This window comes from Ulvibacterium sp. (assembly GCF_965228935.1).
Classification (GTDB): domain Bacteria; phylum Bacteroidota; class Bacteroidia; order Flavobacteriales; family Flavobacteriaceae; genus Ulvibacterium.
The window spans coordinates 4,773,789-4,796,739 of the sequence record NZ_OZ245846.1 but is presented as its reverse complement, the minus strand read 5'-3'; the positions used below and the strand labels follow the sequence as shown (position 1 = coordinate 4,796,739).

Here is a 22,951-nt window from a genome sequence, read left to right as displayed (position 1 = left end):
CGTTTTAATTTATAGTTGACCGATTAAGGTTAAATAATTCGTGATGGTTTGTTGTAGCTGAATTTTATTGAATTCCAGTTGTTGTTCGGCATTGAGAGTGGCGTTCACCTGGGTCACATAATCACTGGAATTGATAACCCCGTTGTCCAATTGCACTTGTGATTGGGCCAAGATATCCTTTTGGATGACTACAATGGCCTCGTCATTTTTAATCTGGGCCTGTAAGGCCGCTATTTTTTCCTGATATTCCATACGATCCGAATCTATGTCAAAAAGAAAGAGCTCACGGTCCACCTCGATTTGTTGCTGTTGCAGTTTGATGCGTTCCCTATCTTTTTTACCCTTTCCCCAATCCAGGAAATCCCATTTCAGCTTAACACCACCCAGCGCATAGGTTGCGGTATTGATATCCGAAAAGTTCAGTGGATTGGGATATCCGATGCCTCCCTGGGCAAAAAGGGATATTTTGGGGCGAGTACTGGCGGCAATGGACGCTTCCTGGGCGGCAAACAGGGACTTTTGATTATCGAATAACGCTTCTTCGGGCCTATTGATAGTTTCCGATCGAAAGGTCGGAACAACATAGGGTAGTTCAAATTGCACATCCTCAGGAAACGTCTTGCCAGTTAGTTGCTCCAAAAGGGAAATATAGGTTTTGATATCCCCTTCCGTTCTTATGATTTCGGAGGTAAGTTCCAATTGGCGGACCTTTAGTTTAGAGACTTCACTTTCCAGTACCGTACCATTCTCAAAACCCGATTGAAGATTTTGAATATTGACTCTTAAATCCTCTTGGGAAGTCTGCAGAATTTGTTTTTGCTTTCTAGAGAGGGCAATGACAAAGACAATGACGTTTACCTTGTCCTTAAGGGAACGCAATTGTACTTCAAGGGATTTACGCTCTACATTGGCGGATGCAATTTCGGAGGCTTTTTGCGCTTTTTTGATACCGCCGTCATACAGATCGTAATCAATGCCGACATAGGCCGAGTAGGTCTCCAAAGGAGCGTTTATCGCGTTTTCCCCAAGGGGAATATTGATATTCTCCGACTGCAATTGTCCTTGCCCGTTAAGGCTTATTTTCGGTAGTTTGGTCTTACTTATATTTTTTAGATTAATGGCTTCTATTTTGTCGATAAGGTCACTGTCCTTTATGAGGGGATAGTGCTCCTCCGCCAACAGATAGGCCTCCGAGAGTTGGATGGAATTGGATTGGCCCTGACCAAAGCAGGAAAAACCAAAGAGACATAAAAATAAATAATAGGTTAGTTTTAACTGATTCATTTTTAATTAATTGTGGTTAACCAAATGGTTAATTAAGGATTAAAAAATATACGGCCAACACCGTATTAACCATTTGGTTAATGCAAATATAAAAAATTTAATTCACGAAACTTGACTTTATGATTTCTTTGACAATCTGTTTTCGCTCACTCATCATTTTTATGTAGAAGTCCGAAGGAATTTCCAGCATTCTTTCGAAAATGGGACGTGCTATGAATGGAAAAACGATCAATGACATGGTGGTAAGCATAATATGCTCGGGCGGTACGGGTTTTAAAACCCCCTGTTCCTGCTCCTCATGCATTTGATCCATAAACTTTAATAAGGAATGGTCATCGTCTATGATCTGTTTCATTTTCTCAATGGAATCTTTGTTGCCCTGGGCCATTTCATGTAACAGGAACATGGGCATGTCCGGATTTTGGACAATAGTATCGATATACGTATCGACCAACAGGCAAAGCTTGTCGTACACGCTGCCGTTGGTACTGAGCACAGCAGAAAGTTTTGGGGCCATAATCTGCACATTGGCGGTTACGATACCCTCGAACAATTTGCGTTTGCTCTTAAAATAATAGTGTAACATGGCCTTATTGATTTCCGCCTTGTCCGCAATTTCCTGCATGCGTGCCCCGGCAAATCCCTTTTGGATAAAGATGATCTTGGCCGCTTCAAGAATTTTTTGTTCCGTCTCGTTTTGCATAACCGTACATTTTAAACAAAATCAAATTTAGGAAAACTATTGGCTTTAGATTTTTTTGTATTAAATAAGACAGGACAAATAAAGATTTGGACAAAATTTAAAAGGGTTCGGACAGGCCAAGGTTCAAATGGCCGAGATCATCATATCCCTGTTGTCTCAAATCTTAATTAGCTTTCAGAATTCTAATGTTATTCTAACCTTATTGTCAATACGTACTAGAAGCCATTTTTTATCTTTATTCGTTTTAAGATACCTTGGAAGGTTCAACCTAATCCAATACATCCATAAATGGCCAAACGAATTTTGGTTATAGAAGACGAACAGAATGTTGCCGCATTTATTGCGCAAGGACTATGCGAAGCAGGTTACGAAGTCTTTTTAGCCTATGATGGCCTTCAAGGCCTGGAGCTATTGGGTCAAAAGGATATAGACCTTGTAATCCTTGATATTGTGTTGCCAGGAATGGACGGACGCTTGATAGCTTCAAAAGTTAGAGAACTTGACCGTAGGAACCTGCCTATTTTGATGCTCACCGCACTGGGTACAACAGAAAATGTGGTCGAAGGGCTAGATTCCGGAGCGGACGATTATCTGGTGAAACCTTTCAAATTCAAAGAACTTTTGGCCAGGATTAGGGCATTGTCGAGACGGCATATCCCCACTGTGAGACCAAACCAAAAACTAACTGTATTCGACTTAGTACTTGATCGAGATGCGAAAATAGTGAAGAGGTCAGGGAACGAGATTAAATTGACCTCCACGGAGTTCCGGCTGCTAGAGTTCTTTTTAAGGAATAAAAATAGAGTCTTGAGCCGTATCGATATTCTTGAAAATGTATGGGATATCAACTTCAACCTTGGAACCAATATCGTGGATGTATATGTCAATTATTTGAGAAACAAAATTGACCGGAATTACGAACCAAAACTCATCCATACTATTATTGGTATGGGATATACCTTACGAGGATCCAACGAAAATGAAGATTAGGAACAAAATAACGTTGATCTTTGTACTACTTTCCGCCTTACTGTTACTATTGGTTTTTTTATCCATCTATTTTTCCGTACAAAACCATACTCATAATGAGTTTTATTCACGGTTAAGTCAGAGGGCCTCGATAGCGGCACAGGCCTATTTGGAGAAGGACGAACTGAGCACCGGAATATATGAGGAAATACGCAAAAAGCATTTACAGATCTTGCCCAATGAAGAAGAAAGGATTCTAGAAGTCGACGTGACGAAATCAGCTTTGATTTCACCTCAAGCTCTTCCCGTGGAAAGGGAATTCTTTGAAGAAGTTTTTAGTACTGGCCATGCGGAGGTAAGGATTGAGAAAAGCTATTACACGGCCATTCTTTATGAGGACAACCAAGGAGATTTCATAGTAGTCCTATCCGCAGAGGACCTTTATGGGACTGCAAAAATGCAAAATCTTGCCAAAACATTGTTGACCGTATACGTACTGAGTTTAATTATCCTTTTTGTAATAGGCCAATATTATGCCAAAAGGGTTTTAAAACCTATATCGGATATCACCTGCCAAGTTAATAGGATAAGGGCAAAGAACCTTCATTTACGATTGGTCAATGGGCATAAAAACGATGAACTAGGTGAGCTATCCCGAACGTTCAATAACATGTTGGACAGGCTCGAAAACTCTTTTGAAATGAAAAATAGTTTTGTGCGCAATGCCTCTCATGAGCTAAAGAACCCCCTAACTGCTATTATAGGCCAAACAGAGGTCGCTCTCGGTAATGCAAGAACGGAACGGGAATACATTGCCACTCTTCGGACTATCGAAAAAGAAGCTTCCAGACTTAACGAGCTTATCAACGCCCTGCTCGAACTGGCCTATGCCGAAAACGACTCCAAAGGTCTGATAATCGATAATATACGGGCCGATGAACTACTCATGGAACTAAAAATGGACTTTGATGCCCTTACTTCGAACAAAATAAACTGTGACTTTCAATTTTTGCCCGAGGACTCAAACAAATTGATCTTCAAGGGAAACCATCGCCTAATAAGAGTGGCATTATTGAACGTTCTGGATAATGCGCTGAAGTACTCGAAAAACGGAAATATCGACCTTGGTATCCAGGTCAAGGAAGATATGATTCTTATCTCCATAAAAGATGAAGGTATCGGTATTCCCAAGGATGACCTCAAAAACGTTTTTGAACCATTTTCAAGAGGTTCAAATGCAAGAGGCCACAAAGGATTTGGTTTTGGCCTTCCTTTGTCCCACAAAATAGTACGTCTACATGGCGGGGAATTACAAATCGATTCAGAAATTGGCAAAGGAACACATGTCTTGATGCAATTGCCCACCATTAATGGGAACTCAGGGAAAGCCTTTTAAAATCTAATGACTTTCCAATCTCCTTCTTATCCCTTTCTAACCTCACATGTTTAGTATTGTTACCAATATAAAACAGATGTGTTATGAGAAAAATATTGATTCCTACCGATTTTAGTGTTTGGTCTTTAAAGTTGGCGGAATATGCTTTTGGGTTGTACCCTGAAGAGATTATCGACCTTTTATTGGTATATCCCTATAAATTAGAACTATCAGATTCGGAATTTTACAGATTCTCACCTAGAAGGATTATAGCGGAACTTAATAGTAAGGAGTTTAAAAGCGCAAAGAACCAACTTGTCAATAGATTCTATATCAATATCAACAATATTGAAATGGAATTATTCACTGGTATAAACTCCCTTGCCTTTCAAAATTTCAGGGATCGGCACCAGATTAAAACGGCGGTTGTACCTCAGAAAGGGTTTCTAGACTTTTCTCACAGTTCTGCTTTTGACCCTTTGCACCTTATCCAAAACAATATAAAGGAGGTACACAGTATATCGGTTGAAAGGAATGTTCCGGATAGCTACCTTTAAATAGGTAGACGGGTAATACTTTCTGCTTCCCAAAATGGCTTTTCAGGTTTTTGGGAAAATCACAATCCGCAGTTTTATGGGAAAAGATAAATTCCGTCACAAAATTTGGCTGCTTCAATAGATCAAGAGAGTATGTGATCGGAGAGAGATTCTTCAATGAAAAGGACTGTAAGAAAGAGTGTCTAAAATGAGCATGGAGAATAGGGGTAGAGTGCCTAAAATATACCGGATTTTAAGAACAATTAAAGCTGTGTTATTGGTGTTTGTCCTGGTAATCTGTACCAATCGGCTTAGTCAAAGACGCCTATCAACAGCACAGGATATGAGCAATTCCGAATATGAAGGCCATATTGTTTCACAGTACCATCTATATAGGCTCAACCACTTGTTCAACCTCAAGCGACAATGGCTTAGCAAAGATCCTTTGCTCATTGATGATTTCAAGGAAAGTAAGACCATTGAACAAGAGTTGGCCAATCTTGGCAATACAAAACTCACATTCAATGAATCATTGTGTTTCAATGATCTGAAAAAAAGATATTCCGAATTATCGATTCTAGAAAAATCCATTTCCCGGGATAGCAATAAATTCTTTGATCAAACACGACAAAAAATGAATGCAAATCTGGATTATATAATGTTGAACTTGGATAGTATAGCGAATGCCAAATTCACGAAGCGCAAACAACTTTTAAAGACAAAGAGTAAATCCCTTTATACGAACAAATTACTTCTGAATATGGAGATAGCCTTTCTGATTGTTATTGGGATTATTGTTCAAATGGTCATTTTTTATCCTTGGAAACCATAAAAGGATTTGTACAACAGCTCAAACCGTTGAATTCATGGGTTATATTGGACAATCGCTTTTGGACAAAGATGGTCTTGGCCGCTGCAAGGATTTTTTGTTCCGTCTCATTTTCCATAATTGTTCATTTTAAACAAAATCGAATTTAGGAAAACCATTGGCTTGTATACTTTGTGTGAATGAAGATGCCATTTACAAATTAGGTTATATTTCTCAGAAGATCATTATAGCCTAAAACCTCTTAGGTTTACATAAAATGCTGCTTATGAGCCCGCGAAAATCTCAAAACACCTTTCCACGTTGATTAACGAGCTATTGGAAGAGTATTCTTTTTATCTCCTCGGTGATGTTCATGGTATTAACACCGTGAAGATTTGCCAGTAGAATGATGACACTATCATTATCGATAATATGTGTCAACATTGCACTGAAGCCATTGATGCTTCCTGAGTGACGTACCCATTTGGCCCCTGGATGTTTATCTGGAAGACTTACAAACCAACCATATGCATAATTGTCCTTTTCAGGTAATGTTGGCGCAAATAGGATATCCATATATTCCTTGGAAAGCAGTTTTTCGGAAAACAGTGATCGGTCGAACAAAAATAAATCTCCCACGGTAGATATCATATCCCCGGATCCCTTTACGATAGATTGGTCCCAAGGAGGTGCGTTTATAATCTCTTTTCCTGTATTTGCATAGCCCTCTGCTCTTTGATCCAAGATGGTTCTAAATCCAGAAACACTTGTGTTCTTCATTTTGGCAACATCAAAAATTTCGGTTTGCAGTATTTCCCGGAATTCCAGTCCCTTGACATTTTCAAGGATAATGGTAAGAAGGTAATATCCCAAATTACTATATCTAAATTCGGTCCCAGGTTCAAATTTCAACTCTTCATCCTTAAAATAAGCCAACATCATTTCCTGAGAGTGACCTAGTCTTTCCAAGTTCCATTCAAAACCTTGTATGTCAGGAAAATCTATCAAACCGGAGGTATGGGATAGGAGATGGTGTATGGTAATCCTATCCCCCTGGATCTTTGGGAAATCTGTTAGGTAGTCAGTGATTTTACCGTTTAGATCCAAAAGTCCGTCTTCAACGGCTTTGAGGACCATAATCGCAGTAAAAGGCTTAGTAACCGATCCAATCTGGTATTTTGTAGTTATTGTGTTCTGGGTACCCCATTCCATGTTTGATTCCCCAAAAGCGTTCTGATAGATAATTTTTCCCCTTTGGGAAACAAGAACAGCGCCCTGAAACTGCCCTTTTTTGAAATAGGTGCTTAGTATTGAGTCGATTTGCGAGTACTTTTTTTCCTGCATTATCTGGCCCTGGCAAAAAATAGATGATAATACTAAAATGATAACTAAGAAATGACCTTGCCGTGATTTGATATTTCCCATATTGGTTGTTTATGATATTAAGGAAATAGATTTGTTATATAGAGTCGTCAAAAATTAGAAGGTTACATCCCTTTCCTTAATATTTACACTTTGATCGAATAACCAATGATTTGGGCTGCAACCCCATTTTCCTTAAATTAATGTCTGTAATTTGTTGTGCTGAAAACAAAACCGACCTGAACCTTTATTTTGGACAATCAGATTATTTTTTGCCCAAAACTACTGTCGGTCGGGGTCACAAATCTGTTGATGGCGGATTAAAAAGGCAATGGAGAAGAAAGATGAATATATTTAAAGTCTACATTGACATGTATTATTTTTAAAATTGATTAAATGAAAGGGAATGGAATTTCAATAGGGACAATACTATGTTCATTTTTTTTGATGCTGTTTTTTCAGGTTTCCGACGTACAATCACAAGAAAAGGCTCCCAAAACTGAGCTCGATAAAAAAGTAGAGGCCTTCTTGGAGGGTCACAAAGGGAAATGGCGCGACATGAATGTACCTTCATCCGATGGAAAACTGCTTTATGACATCATCCTAAAAAATGGCTACACCAAAGGTTTGGAAATAGGTACATCCACCGGACATTCCACCATATGGATTGCCTGGGCGTTCAGTAAGACCGGGGGAAAATTGATCACTATCGATATCGATGAGACCCGTCACAAACAAGCCCTTGCCAATCTTAAAGAGGCAGGATTGTTGGATTATGTCGATGCCCGGCTTGCCGATGCACATGAGTTGGTCAAGGAATTGAGCGGTACCTTCGATTTTGTATTTAGTGATGCCGATAAAGGCTGGTACATCAACTATTTTAAGGATGTCGCACCAAAGCTGGAAAGAGGGGGGTGCTTTACCGCCCACAACGTACGGCCAAAAGGTACAGATCAACGGGGAATGCGGGGGACAAAAGAGTACCTGGAGTATGTTATGGGCCTGGATACCTTTACCACCACCGTGGATAATTCCGGAGGAGGTTTGGCCATCAGTTACAAAAATTAGATTCGCTTGGCCAGAAAGGAAAAAGATAAGCTTCGCCGTAGCCTGGGTTTTTTTTCATTGACGAACATCGTAATCGCCAATATGATCGGGGCCGGTATTTTTACGACCTCGGGCCTTTTGATGGGCGATGTTGGTAATCCATGGCTACTGCTTCTTCTTTGGGGGGTCGGTGGCGTTCTGGCCTTATGTGGTGCCCTGAGTTATGGCGAATTGGGGGCCGCTATGCCCCAGGCTGGGGGAGAGTACAATTTTCTGTCCAAGCTGTTTCATCCCCTATATGGCTTTTTAAGCGGATGGGCATCCTTTATTGCGGGGTTTTCGGCACCTATTGCCGCTTCTGCCATCGGTTTTAGTGCATATTTTTTTCGAGCTTTTCCGCAACTCGGTTCAACCATGGGCCTTTCCATGGACACCAACAAGAAACTGGTTTCCATTTTTGTAATTCTCGTATTTTCCATGGTACACCTCAGGGGAATTAAGTTTGGGGCCAAAGTCCAGAATTATCTAACCCTATTTAAGGTAACCTTGGTAATCGGTTTACTGGTCATAGGCTTCCTTTGGGGCAAAGGCGACCTATCCCATTTTACGGACCAAGTAGCGACAAGCTCGGATTTCGGAAGTTGGAAAACGGCCGGTCTATCATTAATGTGGATCATGTTTGCCTATAGTGGATGGAACGCATCGGTATATGTTGGCTCGGAAATTAAAGATCCCAAAAAAAATCTGGCCAAATCCCTGATTATAGGGACCTTGATCGTTACGTTGTTATATGTGCTGTTAAACATATTGTTCGTCTATGCCATTCCCCCAGCGGATATGAAAGGGGTCATCGCTATTGGTGGGTTGGCGGTCAACAACTTATTCGGCAGTTCTACGGATACCATAATTTCCCTATTGATTTCCTTTGCGCTTTTTTCTTCCTTAAGCGCCTTTATCATCATAGGGCCAAGGGTCTATTATGCCATGGCCAAGGATGGCTATTTCTTTAAATTCTTGGCTAAGGTACATCCTGTTTTTAAGGTTCCCTCCAAGGCGATTCTTACCCAGGCATTGGCATCCATAGTACTGGTGCTTTCCGGGACCTTTGATCAAATATTGACCTATATGGGCTTCGCACTCGGAATTTTTCCGATTCTAACAGTTATCGGTTTATTCAAACTGAGAAGATCGGGTCTTTCGGTATTGAAACTGCCCGGATACCCATGGGTACAGGTTTTTTACATCCTGATAAGCCTTTCGATTTTGATTTTGGCCTTTTTCGAACGCCCGATGGAATCCTCCATAGCCTTACTTTCCCTGTTGGCGGGCATCCCTATTTTTGTTGCGTTTAAATACCTACAACGCCATACGGATTCCAAGGCCCCTGGTAACCGTTCCGAAAATTGAAAATAACGTAAGAGGCTGTCCGGAGCCAAGGGCACATGAAATTTGATAATTGTCCATTATGGCATATCAATAAAGATCAGGCTTTTTTGATTCCGCAACCGATGGCCTTTGTAACTTTTACATCGGGATCTTTTCCCTTGTCGATAGCCTGAATGGCTTTTTCAACAAATCTTTCATTAACGTTGCCACCATCACGCGGGTTGTCGTCCACGGCCCCATGGTAGCGTACAATGCGGTCGGCATCGACCAAAAATACCTCAGGGGTCTTGGTAGCCCCATATTTTGGAAAGACCTCCTGTCCATCGTCAAAAAGGTAGAGAAAGGGAAAATCTTTGGCCTGCGCATTCTTTTTCATCGCCTCAAAACTGTCACCGGGCTTCAAGGTAGGATCGTTGGGTTGAATAGCCACCAAGGGATATCCTTTCGGGGAATAGGTATTGTGGAGATCAATAAGCCGTTGCTCGTAGGCTTGGGCATAGGGACAGGTATTGCAAGTAAAGACTACGATAAAGCCTTTAGGCTTATTTCCATTGGCATCGGTGATATTATCCAAGGAGTATACCTTACCATCAATATTTTTTAAGTTAAAATTCGGGGCTTTGTCCCCAACACCGACTCCCTCCGAATTAAAATCAACGATTTCATTGTTGCCATGAAGCATAAATGGCGTAGGCATGGCGAAAGAAAACAATACCAGGGACATCGAAAACAGAAATAGCTTTTTCATGATATAGCGTTTTACGGGTTTATAAAAAGGGTTTTATGAATTTTTCCAATTCCTCAAAATTTTCAAAAGGCTCGCCTGCTAGATGGTTTTGTTCTCCTTTGTAGATATAAGTGGCGGGTATGGCCCCCGACCAATCCGGGGAAACCTTGTCTATCCATTCATTGTAGTTACCATCCAGAAGTGCCACTACTTTGGATTTCAACTGCTTCTTTTGTACAAAAGGCACTAAATTGCTTTCTACTTGTTTTGGAAAATCGAGACTGATCAGGACTACCTTTACTTTTTTATGGGTATATCCTGAATTGAGCTCTTCAAAATAAGGCAATTCCTTTATACATGGTTTACACCAGGTGGCCCAAAAATTGATGACATAGGTGGTATCGTTATCAAATCGGAACAGGGGCTCCAGGTTGTTGAATTTCTCATAAATGAAAATTCCATCCGCCTGGAAATCCGGACTGGGCCAATTTTCACCTTTTTCATTTGGTGGATTATAAGATGCTGCTACTTCGTGATCCGCTTCCCTTGTACTTTTGTCCTTGCAAGCAGCAAAGAGAATCCATACCAAAACCAAGCAAAATAGTTTTGCATTAGTATGTTTTAGGTACGGCACTGTACTGATTTTTTTTCAAATTCCCTATACAAGTAAACGATTTTAAACGAGATCCTTAGCCAAAAAAACGTTAACGATGAAATATGTAAGTAGTAATCAAGAAATTGGGATTTCACGAAAACTTTCCTTCTATAACCCATAATTCTTTTATTCTGGAAAGGTTCAGTTACTCGGTCTTCAGGGAATCGACAGGATTCATTTTGGCCGCGGCATATGTTTTTTGGCCTACGGTAAATAATGCAATGCATAGCATTACCAATACGGGCACCAAAAAATGATCAACTCCAAATGTGGTCCTGAAGGCATAATTCTCCAACCATATTTCACCCCAATGTACAATTACCGGTATCGAAACCAAGATGGCAATCAATAGGAGGAACAAATATTCCTTGGAAAGCAACACGGCAATTTTTAGGGTACTTGCCCCATGGACCTTTCGTATCCCTATTTCTTTTGTTCTTAGGACTGCAGAATAGGAAACCAGGGCAAATAAACCAATACAAGCTAAAAAAATAGCAAGAATGGAAAAGACCAGGAACAGATTGCCAAATTGAATATCGGACTTATATTGGTTATTAAAGTCTTCGTTCAAAAAGAAATAATCGAATGCATTTTCAGGATAGACAGCTTTGTACACTTTTTGAATATGATCAATTGATCGACCAATATCCGCAGAACCTATCCTAAACGATATATAGTTGTTGGCCCCTCCATCAAATCGAAGTACAATGGGGCTATGCGGGCTCCTTGGGGATTGCCAATGAAAATTTTTCACTACCCCCACTATTGGCATTGGGGAACTGCCGTAGGTAATCTGTTGTTGTATCGCACTTTGGGAAGACTTGAATCCGAAGGTCTTTACGGCCTCTTCATTGAGTATTACAAAACTATCATCCGGCATATCCGTCGTAAACAATTTTCCTGCTGTTAGCTTTAGGTTATAGGTCTTTATAAAATTCATTCCCGTATTGATGACCCAAACTTGACGCCCCTTATTTTCAGGTTCTCCCCAGATTCTCAAATGGTTGATGGATAAATCCTGGACTTTACCGGGCACTAGACGGGAGCCGGTAACACCATTGATGGCAGGATGCCCTACTACTTCTTCCTGGAAAGCAAGAAATTTGGATCTGGCGTAGGCATTTGCGGCCCTTATTTGCACCATATCCGTACCATCAGTTACTTCCGGGCCGTTTAAAAGGACTTTAGGCCCTTTTACGACCAGAATCCTTTCGATGTCCATTCCCAATTCACGAGCTCTCATATAGGTAATCTGTTTATAGACCAAATACGTACCTGCTACCAATGTAATCGAGGTAAGAAATTGAAACGTAATCAAGCCCTTACGTAAATTCAAATTACCGCCCCGGAAGATTCTTTTGGCACCCAAAATAGAGATGGGTTTATAAGCGGAGAGCACAAAGGCAGGATATAGACCGGACAATATGGAGCCACCAACTATAATTGTGAAAAACCACATCCAAAAATCCGTGGTCTGCAAAAGAAGGAGGTGTAATTCCTTTCCAATGACATTGCCCAAGGCAGGAAGCATTAAAAAGGCAATTCCAATGGCCAGAATCCCGGAAATCGAATTTACGAGTACCGATTCCATAATGAATTGTCCGACCAATTGCCTTTTTAATGCCCCTATGGATTTACGAATACCCACTTCCTTTGCCCTTGTCATGGAGCGGGCCGTAGAAAGATTAACATAGTTGATCCAACCGATGAAGAGAATGAAGCATGCTATGAGTGCAAAGATTTGGATGTTCGCTATATTCCCTTTATCATCGGAATAATCTGGATGCGTATAGGCATCCGATTTTAAGTGTATATTGGTGATGGGTTGTAGGCGGGTCTTTTCCACTATATTTTCGGGGTCGTTCCATTGCGCTTTGTTCACGGTGATGAGGTTGTCCAATTTTTCCTGTACGACCTTCAAGTCGGCCGATTCCTTGACCTTGAGATAGGTTCCGAACCATTCACGGGCCCACCCTCCATATCTATTCACAGACCCTCCATTGCCCAATTCCCAGAGATTTTCAATGGGTCTCAAGAATTCAAATTGCAAATGACCGTTTATGGGTAGTTCCTTCAGCACTCCGGTAACAATACATGTTCCCGATGAGGAGCCGTCCTCTATCTCCAATGTCTTTCCCATGGGGTCTTTACTTCCAAAATATTTGTGGGCCATTTTTTTGGTAATCACAATGTTGTGTATCCCGTCCAATGCGGATTCTTTATCGCCCTGTTCCAATGGGAAATTGAACACTTTTAGAAAAGTACTGTCAACAAAGGCCATAGTATGGCCTTCCTCATTAAAACGTCTGTCCGTACCGGAACTGTTGATTACGGCACTATATTCCGATGCATAAAATCGTACATATTGTGCCACTTCGGGAATCTCTTCCTTTGCTTTTTCCCCTAGCTTATAGGTCGTATATGGTCCTGGCCCTGAATCGATCCCGTTATGGGTCTCATCAATGATTACGCGATATAGGCTTTGGAAATTCTTATGGAAACGATCGTAACTCGACTCAAAATGGATGTACTGCCATATCAATAGACAAACCCCCATGCCTATGGCCAAACCCCCAATGTTGATCAATGAGTTCCATTTATGGCGAAAAAGGTTACGCCACCCCACTTTAAAATGGCTACGATACATACCGTAGTTCGCGCTTATAAACAATGCTGATTTTCGCAGGGCGAAAGGCCTTAAATAATTTAAGATTTGATACCAGTAATCCAACCGGGCCCGTAAAGAGGATTTCCTTTTTGCCATTTCGTGGAACCTTTCCCTTAAATCGCCCAAGACTTCTTCCCTAAATTCATCCTTGATGAACCAGCTTAATAACCTCTTTGCAAATCTTGGTGGTATGTTCTTTTTTTTGGACATCTAAACTTGGTATGACTTAGTATGGGCAGATTTTTATTTTAGGGTATATTCAAAGGTTTAGCGAAAGCTTGGCAAAGGCAGGATACTGGTTCCATAGGGAAGTTCGAAGATCTCGGGACGTAATTAATGCCCGCTGACCTGATGCGGAAATGGTATAGATCCTTTTCCTGCGTCCACCTCTTATGGCGGTGGGTTCCCCTAACTCCGAGGTCAAGAATCCTTTTTTACAAAGTCTATCGAGTGTGGAATGGGTCGCTCCAATAGAAACGGATTTTCCGGTCTGGGACTCAAACTCCTCTGCAATCCGGAAGGCATACGCCTGTTTTTCAAGTATTCCCACCAACAAAAGGATAATCTCTTCGAATTCCCCTAAACGCGCATCTTTCATGATTTAGTTTTATGTCTTGTCTTTTTATACCCAAATATAAATTACTTAATTGTAGAACAAATATAAGAGAAATATTTTATTTATTCTACAAAATAGTAATTAATTAAAAATAAGCATGATTTTTAAGGCATATGATTCATCCAAAGTCATATTTAGGAAAACATTCCTGATAAATTATTAAATGCTTTTAGGGTACCCAATTCATGTTTTTTACAAATCCCTTAACTCGATTTTTAGGGCATTCCCATACTTGATTTTGAAAAACGCTAAGATTGACGGACGAAAACAAGGGCCCAAACATGTCATCACAGTAGATATGCTATAACTATTCCCAAAACGATAACCAATAATTTCCGAATGTTGAAGGTATGGCCTTCGGAACTTTCAAAAAGAATGACCGTGGAGATATGCAAAAAAACCCCGATTACCACGGCATTGATATAACTTAAATAAGGGGATACGAAGTCGACATTGGTCGCAAAAAAACTGCCCAAGGGGGTCATCAATGCAAAAAGCCCTATGAACAACAGGGCATAGACCATTCGTATTTTAGAGCCTAAAAGAAAGATGCCCAGAATAATGGCTATGGGAACTTTATGAACCAATATACCATACATAATGGTATCATTTTCTTGAACCGGGAAACCTTCCAGAAAAGCATGTACGGACAAGCTAACGAATAAAAGCCAAGGAAATAGTGTCTTTTCCTCGTTCATGTGGATATGACCATGTTCCGCGCCCTTGGAGAAAAATTCCAAAAATATTTGGAGAAGGATTCCCAACATAATGAAGACCCCAATGATTTTTGCATTGGAGTTTACATAGGCCTTTGGAAAAAGCTCAAAAAGGGTCAAAGCCAATAAAAATGCTCCACTAAAGGCCAGGAGGAGTTTAAAATTTGCTTTGTTTTTTGGTTTAAAAAGAACTACAAAACCAAAACTCAGCAATACAGCGAGAACGAGCAAAAGATACTTCAACAGATAATTGGGTTAGGTTGTTTTTGGGATTTAGGTAAACATAAATCCATAAGGCTCAAAAATACTGTATTTTTGATTCAATTTGATAACAAAGAATGGGCAACAACTTTACCATGGTGGCTAAGACCTTGTTCGGTTTTGAGGAGATATTGGCTAAGGAATTACGCAATCTAGGTGCCGGGAACGTAAAAATCGGTACGCGAAATGTGTCCTTTGAAGGGGATATCGGATTTATGTACAAGGCCAACCTATGCCTTCGTACGGCCATAAAGATCGTTAAGCCCATATATTCCTTTTCCATCCGTAATGCCCATGACTTGTATCGAAAGATTTATGCCATGGACTGGTCGGACTATCTTTCCGTAGATTCGACGTTTGCCATAGATACTACCCTGCATTCGGATAAGTTTACGCACTCCCTCTATGTTTCCCAAAAGGTAAAGGACGCTATTGCGGATAAGTTTCGAGCCTTGGATGGGAAGCGACCCAATGTGGATATCAAGAACCCGGACATCCGGATAAACATCCATATACAGCACGAACATTGTAATGTTTCCGTGGACAGTTCCGGGAATTCCCTGCACCATAGGGGCTATCGCTCCGCTACTAATATCGCCCCGATAAATGAGGTGCTGGCCGCTGGGTTACTTCTATTGAGTGGTTGGGATGGCCGGTCTCATTTTCTGGATCCCATGTGTGGTAGCGGTACCTTATTGATCGAAGCGGCAATGATTGCGTGCAACATTCCGGCAAATATCAATCGAAAGGGTTTTGCCTTTGAAAAATGGTACGATTTTGATTCCAGACTTTATAATACGATTTTGGAGTCCAGTTTAAACAAGGCTCGGGAGTTCCCTTTCAGGATAGTAGGTTATGACAAAGCTCCTTCAGCAGTGCGTAAAGCACAGGATAACATTGAAAATGCAAACCTTTCCGAATATGTTACCATAGAACAAAAGAACTTTTTTGCCACGGAAAAGTTTACCGAGGGGAGGTTACATATGGTATTCAATCCACCCTATGGGGAACGTTTGAACCTGGATATGAAGAAGTTCTATGGGGCTATTGGAGATACCTTAAAACAGAGATATCCGGGTACGGATGCCTGGTTCATCACCTCTAATTTGGAAGCCTTGAAGCATGTAGGCCTGCGACCTTCGCGAAAGATCAAGGTTTTCAATAGTCATTTGGAATCGCGTTTGGTAAAATATGTAATGTATGAAGGAAGTAAGAAGGCAAAATACCAGTCCCCATAATTCGTTCGAAACCTCTCTAAACCATGCGACCCAAGTATAAGGCCCTTTTATTCAATTTTATCGCTTTTGTAACCTTGTTCCTTATTGCCCGATTGATTTTGGGACATTTTTTACCCATCAATCGAATTTTCTTGGCAGTGACCTCTGCCATCATTGCGAACGTGTTGGCCCCTAAATTTGGGGCCATCCAGACCGAAGAAGGTGAAAAGGTGTTAATGAAATGGATTTTTATAAAGGGAATACGGGAACTATAAACTATTCCTCACTCTCCTGTTGTTCTGTTTCCTCCGGTTTTTTGACTTTTTTGTATAAGGGAATCAGATAGGAAATGGAATAGTTATAGCCTACACCAAATTTACTCCCTTCCGTTACCTTGTTGAACCCAGGGATGAATAAATTGGGAAAAGGCTCTTCGTTCGGATCGCTAAATAAAAAGCCCAGGCGAATACTGCCCCCTATATAAATATTCGCAAAAAGCTCTACTTTGGTTCCAAAGACGAATTCGATCCAGGATTGTGTCCGGCCACTGAATTCATGTACTTCCGTAGAACCCAGGGCAAATTGATCCCGACTCCAATATCGATTACTTTCGTAAAAACGGAAGCTATTTACGGTTTGGCTAAAACTACTAATGGCAAAGCGTCCGCCGACAAAAATGGAGTTGTTCATCCCATACCAGTTTTCATAGGTATTGTAGTCGACTCCCAATTTGAGGTAACTACCCGAAGTGGTAAAATCATAAAGTTCGGCATCGTTGGGTACATCTATACCCCCCAATTCCTCTATTCTGGACTTCTCCTCATTGCCCAATTCCGCGGCCAAATATAATTTTTGCCCCAGCCGGTAATCACCTACAATTTCGAAGCCCGTATAATTATCCTGAAAAAAAGTTACTATAGGACGGCTGAGGTCTACGCCCACTCGGATGCCATAAGGCTGTTCATAGACAACCGTGTCTTTGGGCTGAAGGTCTATAGGCTCTTGTTGCGCTTTCATGGGCACAAAGCCTAGGATAAGAAATAGGCTAATGAAATATCTTAACATGGGCTTCCGTAGAATTTTCAACCAGTGGTGTTATTATCTCTATATCCCTTATCCACAAGGAATCTTCCATCGTACCTACCACAGCGGTAGCGTCCAATCCATCATAATTAGCCACAAAACCACAAGCACGGGAAACAAATTTATCCTGTACTTCATAAGAAAAGGTGAGTATATTGGTAAGGGTAGTATCCGGGTTGCTCAAAGTCTGTGAAATCAAAAATGACGTATTGCTCTCGGCTGCCCTTAACGGCAGGGCTATTGAATCCAATGAGGCGTTGGCCAGGATTTCCAGGGTATCGGTTCCAATAATCAAGCCGTTTACCTGAAGACCTGGGACTTGCTTGGTTTCCGTAGTGTCTTCCATGTCATAAAACCGGACAATCAGCAGGGGAGTATCACCATCTACACAGATATCGTCCTTTTCACATGCGGAAAATGATATAATCCCCGAGAGTACAAGTAAAGTTATGGTGATTTTCTTCATAGACCCAACTTCTCCAAAAGTACAACATTTTCCACGTGATGGGTCTGGGGGAACATATCCACGGGTTGTATCCGGGTTATTTCATACTTTTCTTTCATCAGCTCCAAATCCCTTGCTTGGGTAGCACTATTGCAACTTACATATACCACTTTTTTTGGTGCGATTTCCAAAATTTGCCGTACCACATCCTTGTGCATTCCATCACGTGGAGGATCGGTTATGAGTACATCCGGATTTCCATTTTCTACACTAAACTTTTCATCAAAGATCGTTTTCATATCCCCAACAAAGAAATCAACATTTTCTATGCTGTTGCGTTTTGCATTTTCTTGGGCATTGGCAATGGATTCGGGAACCGCCTCAATCCCAATAACCCTTTTCGCTTTTTTTGCTATAAATTGGGCTATGGTGCCGGTACCGGTATACAGGTCGTATACCAATTCCGTTCCGGTCAGTGCGGCAAAATCCCTAACTACCTTATACAGTTCATAGGCTTGTTCGGAATTCGTCTGAAAAAATGATTTTGCATCGATTTTAAAACTCAGGCCTTCCATTTCCTCCAAAATATAATCACGACCCGAATAACATATCACTTCTTGATCGTAAATGGTATCGTTCTGCTTTTGATTGATTACATAAAGGAGTGCCGTGATTTCAGGAAAACTCTCGCTCAAATGATTTAAAAGTGAATTTCTTTTTATCGAATCATCTTTAAAAAACTGAATCAGTACCATAACCTCGCCCGTTGAAGATGTTCGGATTATTAGGGTACGTAACAGCCCATGTTGTTCCCTGGGGTTGAAGAAAGAGAACCCATTTTCAATCGCAAATTCCTTGACCGCCAAACGAATGGCATTGGAGGGATCGGGTTGCAAGTGGCACTTTTCAATGTCCAAAATTTTGTCCCACATGCCCGGGATATGAAACCCAAGTGCATTTTTGTCTGAAATTTTCTTATCGGACTGAATTTCCTCCAAAGTCAACCAACGGCTGTCCGAAAAAGAAAACTCCATCTTGTTACGATAGAAATACGTTCTATCCGATCCTATTATGGGGGATATTTCAGGGAGTTCCAGATGTCCGATACGCCTTAAATTGTTTTCCACTTCCCGCTGCTTATAGTACAACTGGTGGTCGTAATCCATATGCTGCCACTTGCAACCGCCACATACCCCAAAATGTTGGCACACGGGTTCCGTTCGTTTATCCGAAAGGGAATGAAAATTGGTGGCCACTCCCTCAAAGAAGGATTTTCGTTTCTTTAAGGTCTGTACATCTACGACATCGCCTGGAACGGCATTGGTCAAAAAAATGACCCTTCCATCAGGAGCCTTGCCTATAGCTTTGCCCTTGGCACCGGCATCGATTACTGCTATGTTCTCAAAAAAGGGGCGGGCGGATTTTTTGCGCATTAGACAAAAGTACTAATAGCATTGTATTTAATAAGGGTATCTTTAAAAGGAATACTATTAAAAAAAGTTAAAAAAGTGAACCTTTTTCACTCTTTTGGGTCTTTAGGATAGACAGGGATATTATGGATCCGAACAAAACATTCGATGCCTTGCTGGTACTGCAATACCAATCAGGGGACAAAAAGGCCCTTGGGTTATTGGTAAAGCGATATCATGGAAAGTTATGTAGACACTCCTATTGGTATACCCATGATCTGGATGTGGCCAAGGACATTGTTCAGGATAGTTGGAGCATCATCATTGCCAAGTTGACCGGTATTAGGGATCCCAATGCCTTTGGGAGTTGGGCCATGCGAATAGTGACCCGAAAATCATTGGATTTTCTCAACCGAAATAAAAATGACCGGGAAAGGCTAAAAGGCTATCGTAATACACGGTATGACGCGGATATGGATGAAGATAAAGAGTCCGATTTGATCCAACTGGAAAAAGCCATAAAACTATTGCCGAACGACCAACAGGTGGTACTTCGATTGTTTTATACGGAGGAGTATTCCCTAAAGGAAATAGGCACTATTCTCGAAATATCCACGGGAACCGTGAAATCGCGATTATTTCATGCCCGGGAAAAGTTAAAAACAATTCTTAAAAAATAGACAAATGAAAACAGAAAAAGAAAAAATCGATGAACTGATAAAGGAAACCTTGGATAGGGAAGAAGCCAAGTTTTACGACCAATTGGAAGAGCAAGATCTTTTTGGAAAAATGGGAGGGGTCTATAAAAGTAAACTCGGATGGTTAGCCATCCTTATGAACATTGTACACCTTATTGTTTTTGCCCTGTTTGTGTATTGCGTCGTCCAATTTTTCAACACCACGGATACCAATTCGCTTATCAAATGGTGCTCGGGAGGGTTCCTTTGTATGATCGTTATGGGCATGTTGAAACTTTTTGTTTGGATGCAGATGGACAAGAACGATATGCTACGAGAACTAAAGCGGTTGGAGCTCCAGATAGCGGCATTATCACACCGGTTGGACAAATAATTGGAAAATAGTCCACAATATTTATTAATTTTACGCCTCTACAAAGGATGATTTCTCTCCCAAAGAAGGAATTGCTATAGTCTCATTTAAAGGTATTTATCATCATGTCGGTTATAAGCAGTATTACTTCCAAGGATGCTATTGCATTGGAGCAAAAATATGGAGCACAGAATTATCATCCCTTGCCTGTAGTCCTCAGTAGAGGAGAAGGCGTATACGTCTGGGACGTTGAGGGGCGCAAATATTTTGATTTCCTTTCAGCCTACTCCGCCGTAAACCAAGGGCACTGCCATCCTAAAATCATATCTGCGCTCAAGGAGCAGGCGGAAAACTTAACGCTTACCTCACGTGCTTTTTACAATGATATGTTAGGGCGATATGAGAAATTCGCTGCGGAGTATTTTGGCTTTGATAAGGTACTCCCAATGAATACGGGGGCCGAAGCTGTTGAAACAGCCATTAAATTGGCCCGTAAATGGGGTTATGAAAAGAAAGGGATTCATGCAAATCAGGCAAAGATTATAGTTTGCCAAAATAATTTTCATGGAAGGACCATAACTATCATATCCGCTTCCAATGATCCTATGGCCACCGAGAATTTTGGGCCGTATACCCCGGGAATCGTTTCCATTCGCTACAATGACCTAAATGCATTACAAGAAGTTCTGAAAGATGGGAACGTAGCCGGATTTTTGGTGGAACCCATACAGGGAGAGGCAGGTGTCTATGTGCCGGACGAAACCTATATTAAAGAGGCCCATGCCCTTTGTAAGGAAAACAATGTACTTTTCATTGCCGATGAAGTCCAAACAGGTATCGCACGCACAGGGAGATTGTTGGCCACTTGTGGTAATTGCTCCTGCTCGGACAAGTTATGTAGTGGTACCCCTGAGGTAAAACCGGATATCTTAATTTTAGGTAAGGCCCTTTCCGGAGGAGTGTTTCCCGTTTCGGCCGTTTTGGCCAATACCGATATTATGGACGTAATACGTCCTGGTAACCACGGTTCCACATTTGGGGGGAATCCATTGGCCTGCGCCGTGGCCATTGCCGCTTTGGAAGTGGTAAAGGAGGAAGGTTTGGCTGAAAATGCCGATTATCTGGGTACTATCTTTAGAAGGGAGATGGAAAAGCTGATACAGCAGACCGATCTTGTAAGGTTGGTTCGGGGAAAAGGGCTTCTGAATGCCATAGTTGTTAATGACACCGAAGATAGTTCTACGGCTTGGAATATTTGCCTCGCCTTAAAGGAAAACGGACTTCTGGCCAAACCCACTCACGGGAATATCATTCGATTTGCACCTCCGTTGGTCATGACCGAGGAACAATTATTGGAGTGCGTAGCCATTATTACCAAGACCATTTTGGAATTTGAAAAGTAAAAACGTTTCTAAAAAGTGGCTAAATATGTCATCCTGAGCGCCCGCCTGAATGACATGGTCGGGCAGGCAGTCGAAGGGTTTCGATTTAGAGGTTCCCAAGCATTTCGACTGCGCCTGTCTGCCGACAAAGGCAGGCTCAATGTGACAGACTTTTTAATTTTTGGATGTGCTTTTCGTGTTTTCCAACCCTAAAGTCCAGAGCCAAATCCGTCCGTTCCTATAAAGGCAATAATCGCCCCAAAGTAGAGAATGATGAAAATTAGATAAATTAGAGCTACGGCCATCCCGATGTAGGACAGGATTCTTCCCGTCTTTACATTCTCATAACCGGTATACATCTCAGGATTGGCCATGTACAACTTTTCCGCTTTTTTGGCACTGCTTAGGCCAATAATACTAAAAATAATGGCGAAAGGGCCGCAGCAAATGAATGCCCCCACCAAGGATATAATCCCCATGGTGAGTGCATTACTTGCTCCGGGCAATGGATTTTGACTCATACTATATCTTTTGCTATTCCTCTATTCCGTATTGCTCCATCATTTCCCTGACTTGCTCCATATAGGCGTCTATACCACCCATCTGGGAGATGGAATAAATAGTATAGAACAAGGTAATGATACCAAGCGCCAAACCGATAAGGGCAACGGTCTTGGCCGTTTTGAGTTGACTAAAATTAGAATAGTTCTCCGGATTTTCCTTATAAGTGTTCTCGTCCTTTCTGGTCAGGAAAAATGCAATCCCGGACATGATAATCCCACCGATACCTGAGCTGCAAAAGCAACAGAGAAAGGATATAATGCCCAATACCAATGCTATGGTGACATTAGGTAATTTTTGTTGTTCCATAATTATAAGGGTTTAGTTAGATAAATTTTAGGATATAATTGCCCAGGATAAGACCCACACTTAGCATCATAAGTACAATAACTATTTTATTGATATTAGGGATCTTAAAAAAGGTATCGGCCAATAGAAGGCCCAATAAGGGAATAATTGTATAAATGGCAGGGTACATATGGAACGCGGCTATAAAATCGCCCTGAAACAACAAAGCCACAGAACGCTGCAATCCACAACCTGGGCAATCCACGCCCAAAATCTGCTTGCTAAAACAGGGGAGCATGTAATCTTCGACAGATAAAGGTAACCTGGTCAATAAAGCATTCATCCTCTAAAATCGATTTTTCACTTGAAAAATACCATTATTTTTGGGTATAATAAAATAAAA

Annotated in this window: 26 protein-coding genes; 11 read left to right on the top strand and 15 right to left on the bottom strand. The window is 41.2% G+C overall.

Annotated elements, in window-relative coordinates; genetic code table 11:
* Nucleotides 1-9: 9 nt before the first annotated feature.
* Nucleotides 10-1,284: a TolC family protein gene (locus ACO06Y_RS20175; RefSeq protein ID WP_422080852.1), complete on the bottom strand. Its 1,275-nt coding sequence runs from the start codon at nt 1,282-1,284 to the stop codon at nt 10-12.
* Between the two features lie 97 nt (nt 1,285-1,381).
* Nucleotides 1,382-1,987, bottom strand: a complete 606-nt coding sequence (locus ACO06Y_RS20170; RefSeq protein WP_422080851.1) for a TetR/AcrR family transcriptional regulator — start codon at nt 1,985-1,987, stop codon at nt 1,382-1,384.
* A 288-nt stretch (nt 1,988-2,275) separates the two neighbouring features.
* On the opposite strand from ACO06Y_RS20170, the gene ACO06Y_RS20165 reads away from it, so the two are divergent.
* The 4 genes from ACO06Y_RS20165 to ACO06Y_RS20150 all read left to right on the top strand — a co-directional run bounded on the left by ACO06Y_RS20165 (nt 2,276) and on the right by ACO06Y_RS20150 (nt 5,699).
* Complete coding sequence (locus tag ACO06Y_RS20165; protein ID WP_422080850.1) at nt 2,276-2,977, top strand: response regulator transcription factor; 702 nt, start codon at nt 2,276-2,278, stop codon at nt 2,975-2,977.
* A complete protein-coding gene (locus tag ACO06Y_RS20160; protein WP_422080849.1) occupies nt 2,967-4,352 on the top strand; it encodes a sensor histidine kinase in 1,386 nt (461 codons plus the stop codon). Before ACO06Y_RS20165 ends, ACO06Y_RS20160 begins: the two co-directional genes overlap by 11 nt.
* Before the next feature lie 83 nt (nt 4,353-4,435).
* Nucleotides 4,436-4,888, top strand: coding sequence for a hypothetical protein (locus tag ACO06Y_RS20155; protein WP_422080848.1), 453 nt, complete (start codon nt 4,436-4,438; stop codon nt 4,886-4,888).
* A gap of 322 nt (nt 4,889-5,210) precedes the next feature.
* A complete protein-coding gene (locus ACO06Y_RS20150; protein ID WP_422080847.1) occupies nt 5,211-5,699 on the top strand; it encodes a hypothetical protein in 489 nt (162 codons plus the stop codon).
* Here the strand turns inward: ACO06Y_RS20150 and ACO06Y_RS20145 are convergent.
* Nucleotides 5,674-5,814: a hypothetical protein gene (locus ACO06Y_RS20145; RefSeq protein WP_422080845.1), complete on the bottom strand. Its 141-nt coding sequence runs from the start codon at nt 5,812-5,814 to the stop codon at nt 5,674-5,676. The genes ACO06Y_RS20150 and ACO06Y_RS20145 overlap by 26 nt on opposite strands.
* 194 nt (nt 5,815-6,008) lie before the next feature.
* The gene (locus tag ACO06Y_RS20140; protein ID WP_422080844.1) at nt 6,009-7,019 is read right to left on the bottom strand and encodes a serine hydrolase domain-containing protein; all 1,011 of its coding nucleotides are present in this window, start codon (nt 7,017-7,019) and stop codon (nt 6,009-6,011) included.
* 414 nt (nt 7,020-7,433) lie between these two features.
* Between ACO06Y_RS20140 and ACO06Y_RS20135 the strand changes: the two genes are divergently transcribed.
* Both ACO06Y_RS20135 and ACO06Y_RS20130 read left to right on the top strand, forming a co-directional pair.
* Nucleotides 7,434-8,105, top strand: a complete 672-nt coding sequence (locus ACO06Y_RS20135; protein WP_422080843.1) for an O-methyltransferase — start codon at nt 7,434-7,436, stop codon at nt 8,103-8,105.
* 6 nt (nt 8,106-8,111) lie between these two features.
* A complete protein-coding gene (locus ACO06Y_RS20130; RefSeq protein ID WP_422080842.1) occupies nt 8,112-9,491 on the top strand; it encodes an APC family permease in 1,380 nt (459 codons plus the stop codon).
* Nucleotides 9,492-9,567: 76 nt separating this feature from the next.
* Here the strand turns inward: ACO06Y_RS20130 and ACO06Y_RS20125 are convergent, their stop codons facing one another.
* The 5 genes from ACO06Y_RS20125 to ACO06Y_RS20105 form a co-directional block, all read right to left on the bottom strand.
* Entirely contained in the window at nt 9,568-10,218 is a 651-nt protein-coding gene (locus ACO06Y_RS20125; protein ID WP_422080841.1) for a thioredoxin family protein, read from the bottom strand.
* A gap of 19 nt (nt 10,219-10,237) precedes the next feature.
* Nucleotides 10,238-10,792, bottom strand: coding sequence for a redoxin domain-containing protein (locus tag ACO06Y_RS20120; RefSeq protein ID WP_422080840.1), 555 nt, complete (start codon nt 10,790-10,792; stop codon nt 10,238-10,240).
* A 205-nt stretch (nt 10,793-10,997) separates the two neighbouring features.
* Nucleotides 10,998-13,730 (bottom strand): ABC transporter permease, encoded by a 2,733-nt coding sequence (locus ACO06Y_RS20115; RefSeq protein WP_422080839.1) that lies wholly within the window; start codon nt 13,728-13,730, stop codon nt 10,998-11,000.
* Nucleotides 13,731-13,779: 49 nt separating this feature from the next.
* A complete protein-coding gene (locus ACO06Y_RS20110; RefSeq protein ID WP_422080838.1) occupies nt 13,780-14,118 on the bottom strand; it encodes a PadR family transcriptional regulator in 339 nt (112 codons plus the stop codon).
* Between the two features lie 305 nt (nt 14,119-14,423).
* Complete coding sequence (locus ACO06Y_RS20105; RefSeq protein ID WP_422080837.1) at nt 14,424-15,095, bottom strand: ZIP family metal transporter; 672 nt, start codon at nt 15,093-15,095, stop codon at nt 14,424-14,426.
* A gap of 95 nt (nt 15,096-15,190) precedes the next feature.
* On the opposite strand from ACO06Y_RS20105, the gene ACO06Y_RS20100 reads away from it, so the two are divergent.
* Nucleotides 15,191-16,351, top strand: coding sequence for a THUMP domain-containing class I SAM-dependent RNA methyltransferase (locus ACO06Y_RS20100; RefSeq protein WP_422080836.1), 1,161 nt, complete (start codon nt 15,191-15,193; stop codon nt 16,349-16,351).
* Between the two features lie 23 nt (nt 16,352-16,374).
* Nucleotides 16,375-16,605 (top strand): hypothetical protein, encoded by a 231-nt coding sequence (locus ACO06Y_RS20095; protein WP_422080835.1) that lies wholly within the window; start codon nt 16,375-16,377, stop codon nt 16,603-16,605.
* A 1-nt stretch (nt 16,606) separates the two neighbouring features.
* Here ACO06Y_RS20095 and ACO06Y_RS20090 read toward each other — a convergent pair whose 3' ends face one another.
* Genes ACO06Y_RS20090 through rlmD form a run of 3 tightly spaced genes read right to left on the bottom strand, consistent with a single transcriptional unit; the run spans nt 16,607 to nt 19,291 of the window.
* Nucleotides 16,607-17,395 carry a DUF6048 family protein gene (locus ACO06Y_RS20090; RefSeq protein WP_422080834.1) on the bottom strand — a complete coding sequence of 263 codons (789 nt, stop codon included), beginning with the start codon at nt 17,393-17,395 and terminating at the stop codon, nt 16,607-16,609.
* Nucleotides 17,376-17,879 carry a DUF6452 family protein gene (locus ACO06Y_RS20085; RefSeq protein ID WP_422080833.1) on the bottom strand — a complete coding sequence of 168 codons (504 nt, stop codon included), beginning with the start codon at nt 17,877-17,879 and terminating at the stop codon, nt 17,376-17,378. Before ACO06Y_RS20085 ends, ACO06Y_RS20090 begins: the two co-directional genes overlap by 20 nt.
* Entirely contained in the window at nt 17,876-19,291 is a 1,416-nt protein-coding gene (gene rlmD, locus ACO06Y_RS20080) for a 23S rRNA (uracil(1939)-C(5))-methyltransferase RlmD (RefSeq protein ID WP_422080832.1), read from the bottom strand. Before rlmD ends, ACO06Y_RS20085 begins: the two co-directional genes overlap by 4 nt.
* A 122-nt stretch (nt 19,292-19,413) precedes the next feature.
* Here rlmD and ACO06Y_RS20075 point away from each other — a divergent pair, with 122 nt between their 5' ends.
* The 3 genes from ACO06Y_RS20075 to rocD all read left to right on the top strand — a co-directional run bounded on the left by ACO06Y_RS20075 (nt 19,414) and on the right by rocD (nt 21,720).
* Nucleotides 19,414-19,947: an RNA polymerase sigma factor gene (locus ACO06Y_RS20075; RefSeq protein WP_422080831.1), complete on the top strand. Its 534-nt coding sequence runs from the start codon at nt 19,414-19,416 to the stop codon at nt 19,945-19,947.
* A gap of 4 nt (nt 19,948-19,951) precedes the next feature.
* The gene (locus tag ACO06Y_RS20070) at nt 19,952-20,338 is read left to right on the top strand and encodes a DUF6768 family protein (protein ID WP_422080830.1); all 387 of its coding nucleotides are present in this window, start codon (nt 19,952-19,954) and stop codon (nt 20,336-20,338) included.
* Nucleotides 20,339-20,442: 104 nt separating this feature from the next.
* Nucleotides 20,443-21,720, top strand: a complete 1,278-nt coding sequence (rocD, locus tag ACO06Y_RS20065; RefSeq protein WP_422080829.1) for an ornithine--oxo-acid transaminase — start codon at nt 20,443-20,445, stop codon at nt 21,718-21,720.
* Between the two features lie 188 nt (nt 21,721-21,908).
* On the opposite strand, the gene ACO06Y_RS20060 is transcribed toward rocD, so the two are convergent.
* The 3 genes from ACO06Y_RS20060 to ACO06Y_RS20050 are packed head-to-tail and all read right to left on the bottom strand — an operon-like array spanning nt 21,909 to nt 22,891.
* Entirely contained in the window at nt 21,909-22,220 is a 312-nt protein-coding gene (locus ACO06Y_RS20060) for a CCC motif membrane protein (protein WP_422080828.1), read from the bottom strand.
* A gap of 13 nt (nt 22,221-22,233) precedes the next feature.
* Nucleotides 22,234-22,569, bottom strand: a complete 336-nt coding sequence (locus ACO06Y_RS20055) for a CCC motif membrane protein (RefSeq protein WP_422080827.1) — start codon at nt 22,567-22,569, stop codon at nt 22,234-22,236.
* Nucleotides 22,570-22,585: 16 nt separating this feature from the next.
* Nucleotides 22,586-22,891 (bottom strand): DUF2752 domain-containing protein, encoded by a 306-nt coding sequence (locus ACO06Y_RS20050; protein ID WP_422080826.1) that lies wholly within the window; start codon nt 22,889-22,891, stop codon nt 22,586-22,588.
* Nucleotides 22,892-22,951: the final 60 nt, after the last annotated feature.

Bases quoted from the DNA above. Each gene is read 5' to 3' on its own strand.
- ACO06Y_RS20175 (WP_422080852.1), bottom strand. From the start codon at position 1,284: ATGAATCAGTTAAAACTAACCTATTATTTATTTTTATGTCTCTTTGGT.
- ACO06Y_RS20115 (WP_422080839.1), bottom strand. From the start codon at position 13,730: ATGTCCAAAAAAAAGAACATACCACCAAGATTTGCAAAGAGGTTATTA.
- ACO06Y_RS20095 (WP_422080835.1), top strand. From the start codon at position 16,375: ATGCGACCCAAGTATAAGGCCCTTTTATTCAATTTTATCGCTTTTGTA.
- ACO06Y_RS20140 (WP_422080844.1), bottom strand. From the start codon at position 7,019: ATGCAGGAAAAAAAGTACTCGCAAATCGACTCAATACTAAGCACCTAT.
- ACO06Y_RS20055 (WP_422080827.1), bottom strand. From the start codon at position 22,569: ATGGAACAACAAAAATTACCTAATGTCACCATAGCATTGGTATTGGGC.
- ACO06Y_RS20160 (WP_422080849.1), top strand. From the start codon at position 2,967: ATGAAGATTAGGAACAAAATAACGTTGATCTTTGTACTACTTTCCGCC.
- rocD (WP_422080829.1), top strand. From the start codon at position 20,443: ATGTCGGTTATAAGCAGTATTACTTCCAAGGATGCTATTGCATTGGAG.
- ACO06Y_RS20070 (WP_422080830.1), top strand. From the start codon at position 19,952: ATGAAAACAGAAAAAGAAAAAATCGATGAACTGATAAAGGAAACCTTG.
- ACO06Y_RS20145 (WP_422080845.1), bottom strand. From the start codon at position 5,814: ATGGAAAATGAGACGGAACAAAAAATCCTTGCAGCGGCCAAGACCATC.
- ACO06Y_RS20060 (WP_422080828.1), bottom strand. From the start codon at position 22,220: ATGAGTCAAAATCCATTGCCCGGAGCAAGTAATGCACTCACCATGGGG.
- ACO06Y_RS20125 (WP_422080841.1), bottom strand. From the start codon at position 10,218: ATGAAAAAGCTATTTCTGTTTTCGATGTCCCTGGTATTGTTTTCTTTC.
- ACO06Y_RS20050 (WP_422080826.1), bottom strand. From the start codon at position 22,891: ATGAATGCTTTATTGACCAGGTTACCTTTATCTGTCGAAGATTACATG.
- ACO06Y_RS20150 (WP_422080847.1), top strand. From the start codon at position 5,211: ATGAGCAATTCCGAATATGAAGGCCATATTGTTTCACAGTACCATCTA.
- ACO06Y_RS20110 (WP_422080838.1), bottom strand. From the start codon at position 14,118: ATGAAAGATGCGCGTTTAGGGGAATTCGAAGAGATTATCCTTTTGTTG.
- ACO06Y_RS20165 (WP_422080850.1), top strand. From the start codon at position 2,276: ATGGCCAAACGAATTTTGGTTATAGAAGACGAACAGAATGTTGCCGCA.
- ACO06Y_RS20100 (WP_422080836.1), top strand. From the start codon at position 15,191: ATGGGCAACAACTTTACCATGGTGGCTAAGACCTTGTTCGGTTTTGAG.
- ACO06Y_RS20135 (WP_422080843.1), top strand. From the start codon at position 7,434: ATGAAAGGGAATGGAATTTCAATAGGGACAATACTATGTTCATTTTTT.
- rlmD (WP_422080832.1), bottom strand. From the start codon at position 19,291: ATGCGCAAAAAATCCGCCCGCCCCTTTTTTGAGAACATAGCAGTAATC.
- ACO06Y_RS20075 (WP_422080831.1), top strand. From the start codon at position 19,414: ATGGATCCGAACAAAACATTCGATGCCTTGCTGGTACTGCAATACCAA.
- ACO06Y_RS20170 (WP_422080851.1), bottom strand. From the start codon at position 1,987: ATGCAAAACGAGACGGAACAAAAAATTCTTGAAGCGGCCAAGATCATC.
- ACO06Y_RS20155 (WP_422080848.1), top strand. From the start codon at position 4,436: ATGAGAAAAATATTGATTCCTACCGATTTTAGTGTTTGGTCTTTAAAG.
- ACO06Y_RS20090 (WP_422080834.1), bottom strand. From the start codon at position 17,395: ATGTTAAGATATTTCATTAGCCTATTTCTTATCCTAGGCTTTGTGCCC.
- ACO06Y_RS20085 (WP_422080833.1), bottom strand. From the start codon at position 17,879: ATGAAGAAAATCACCATAACTTTACTTGTACTCTCGGGGATTATATCA.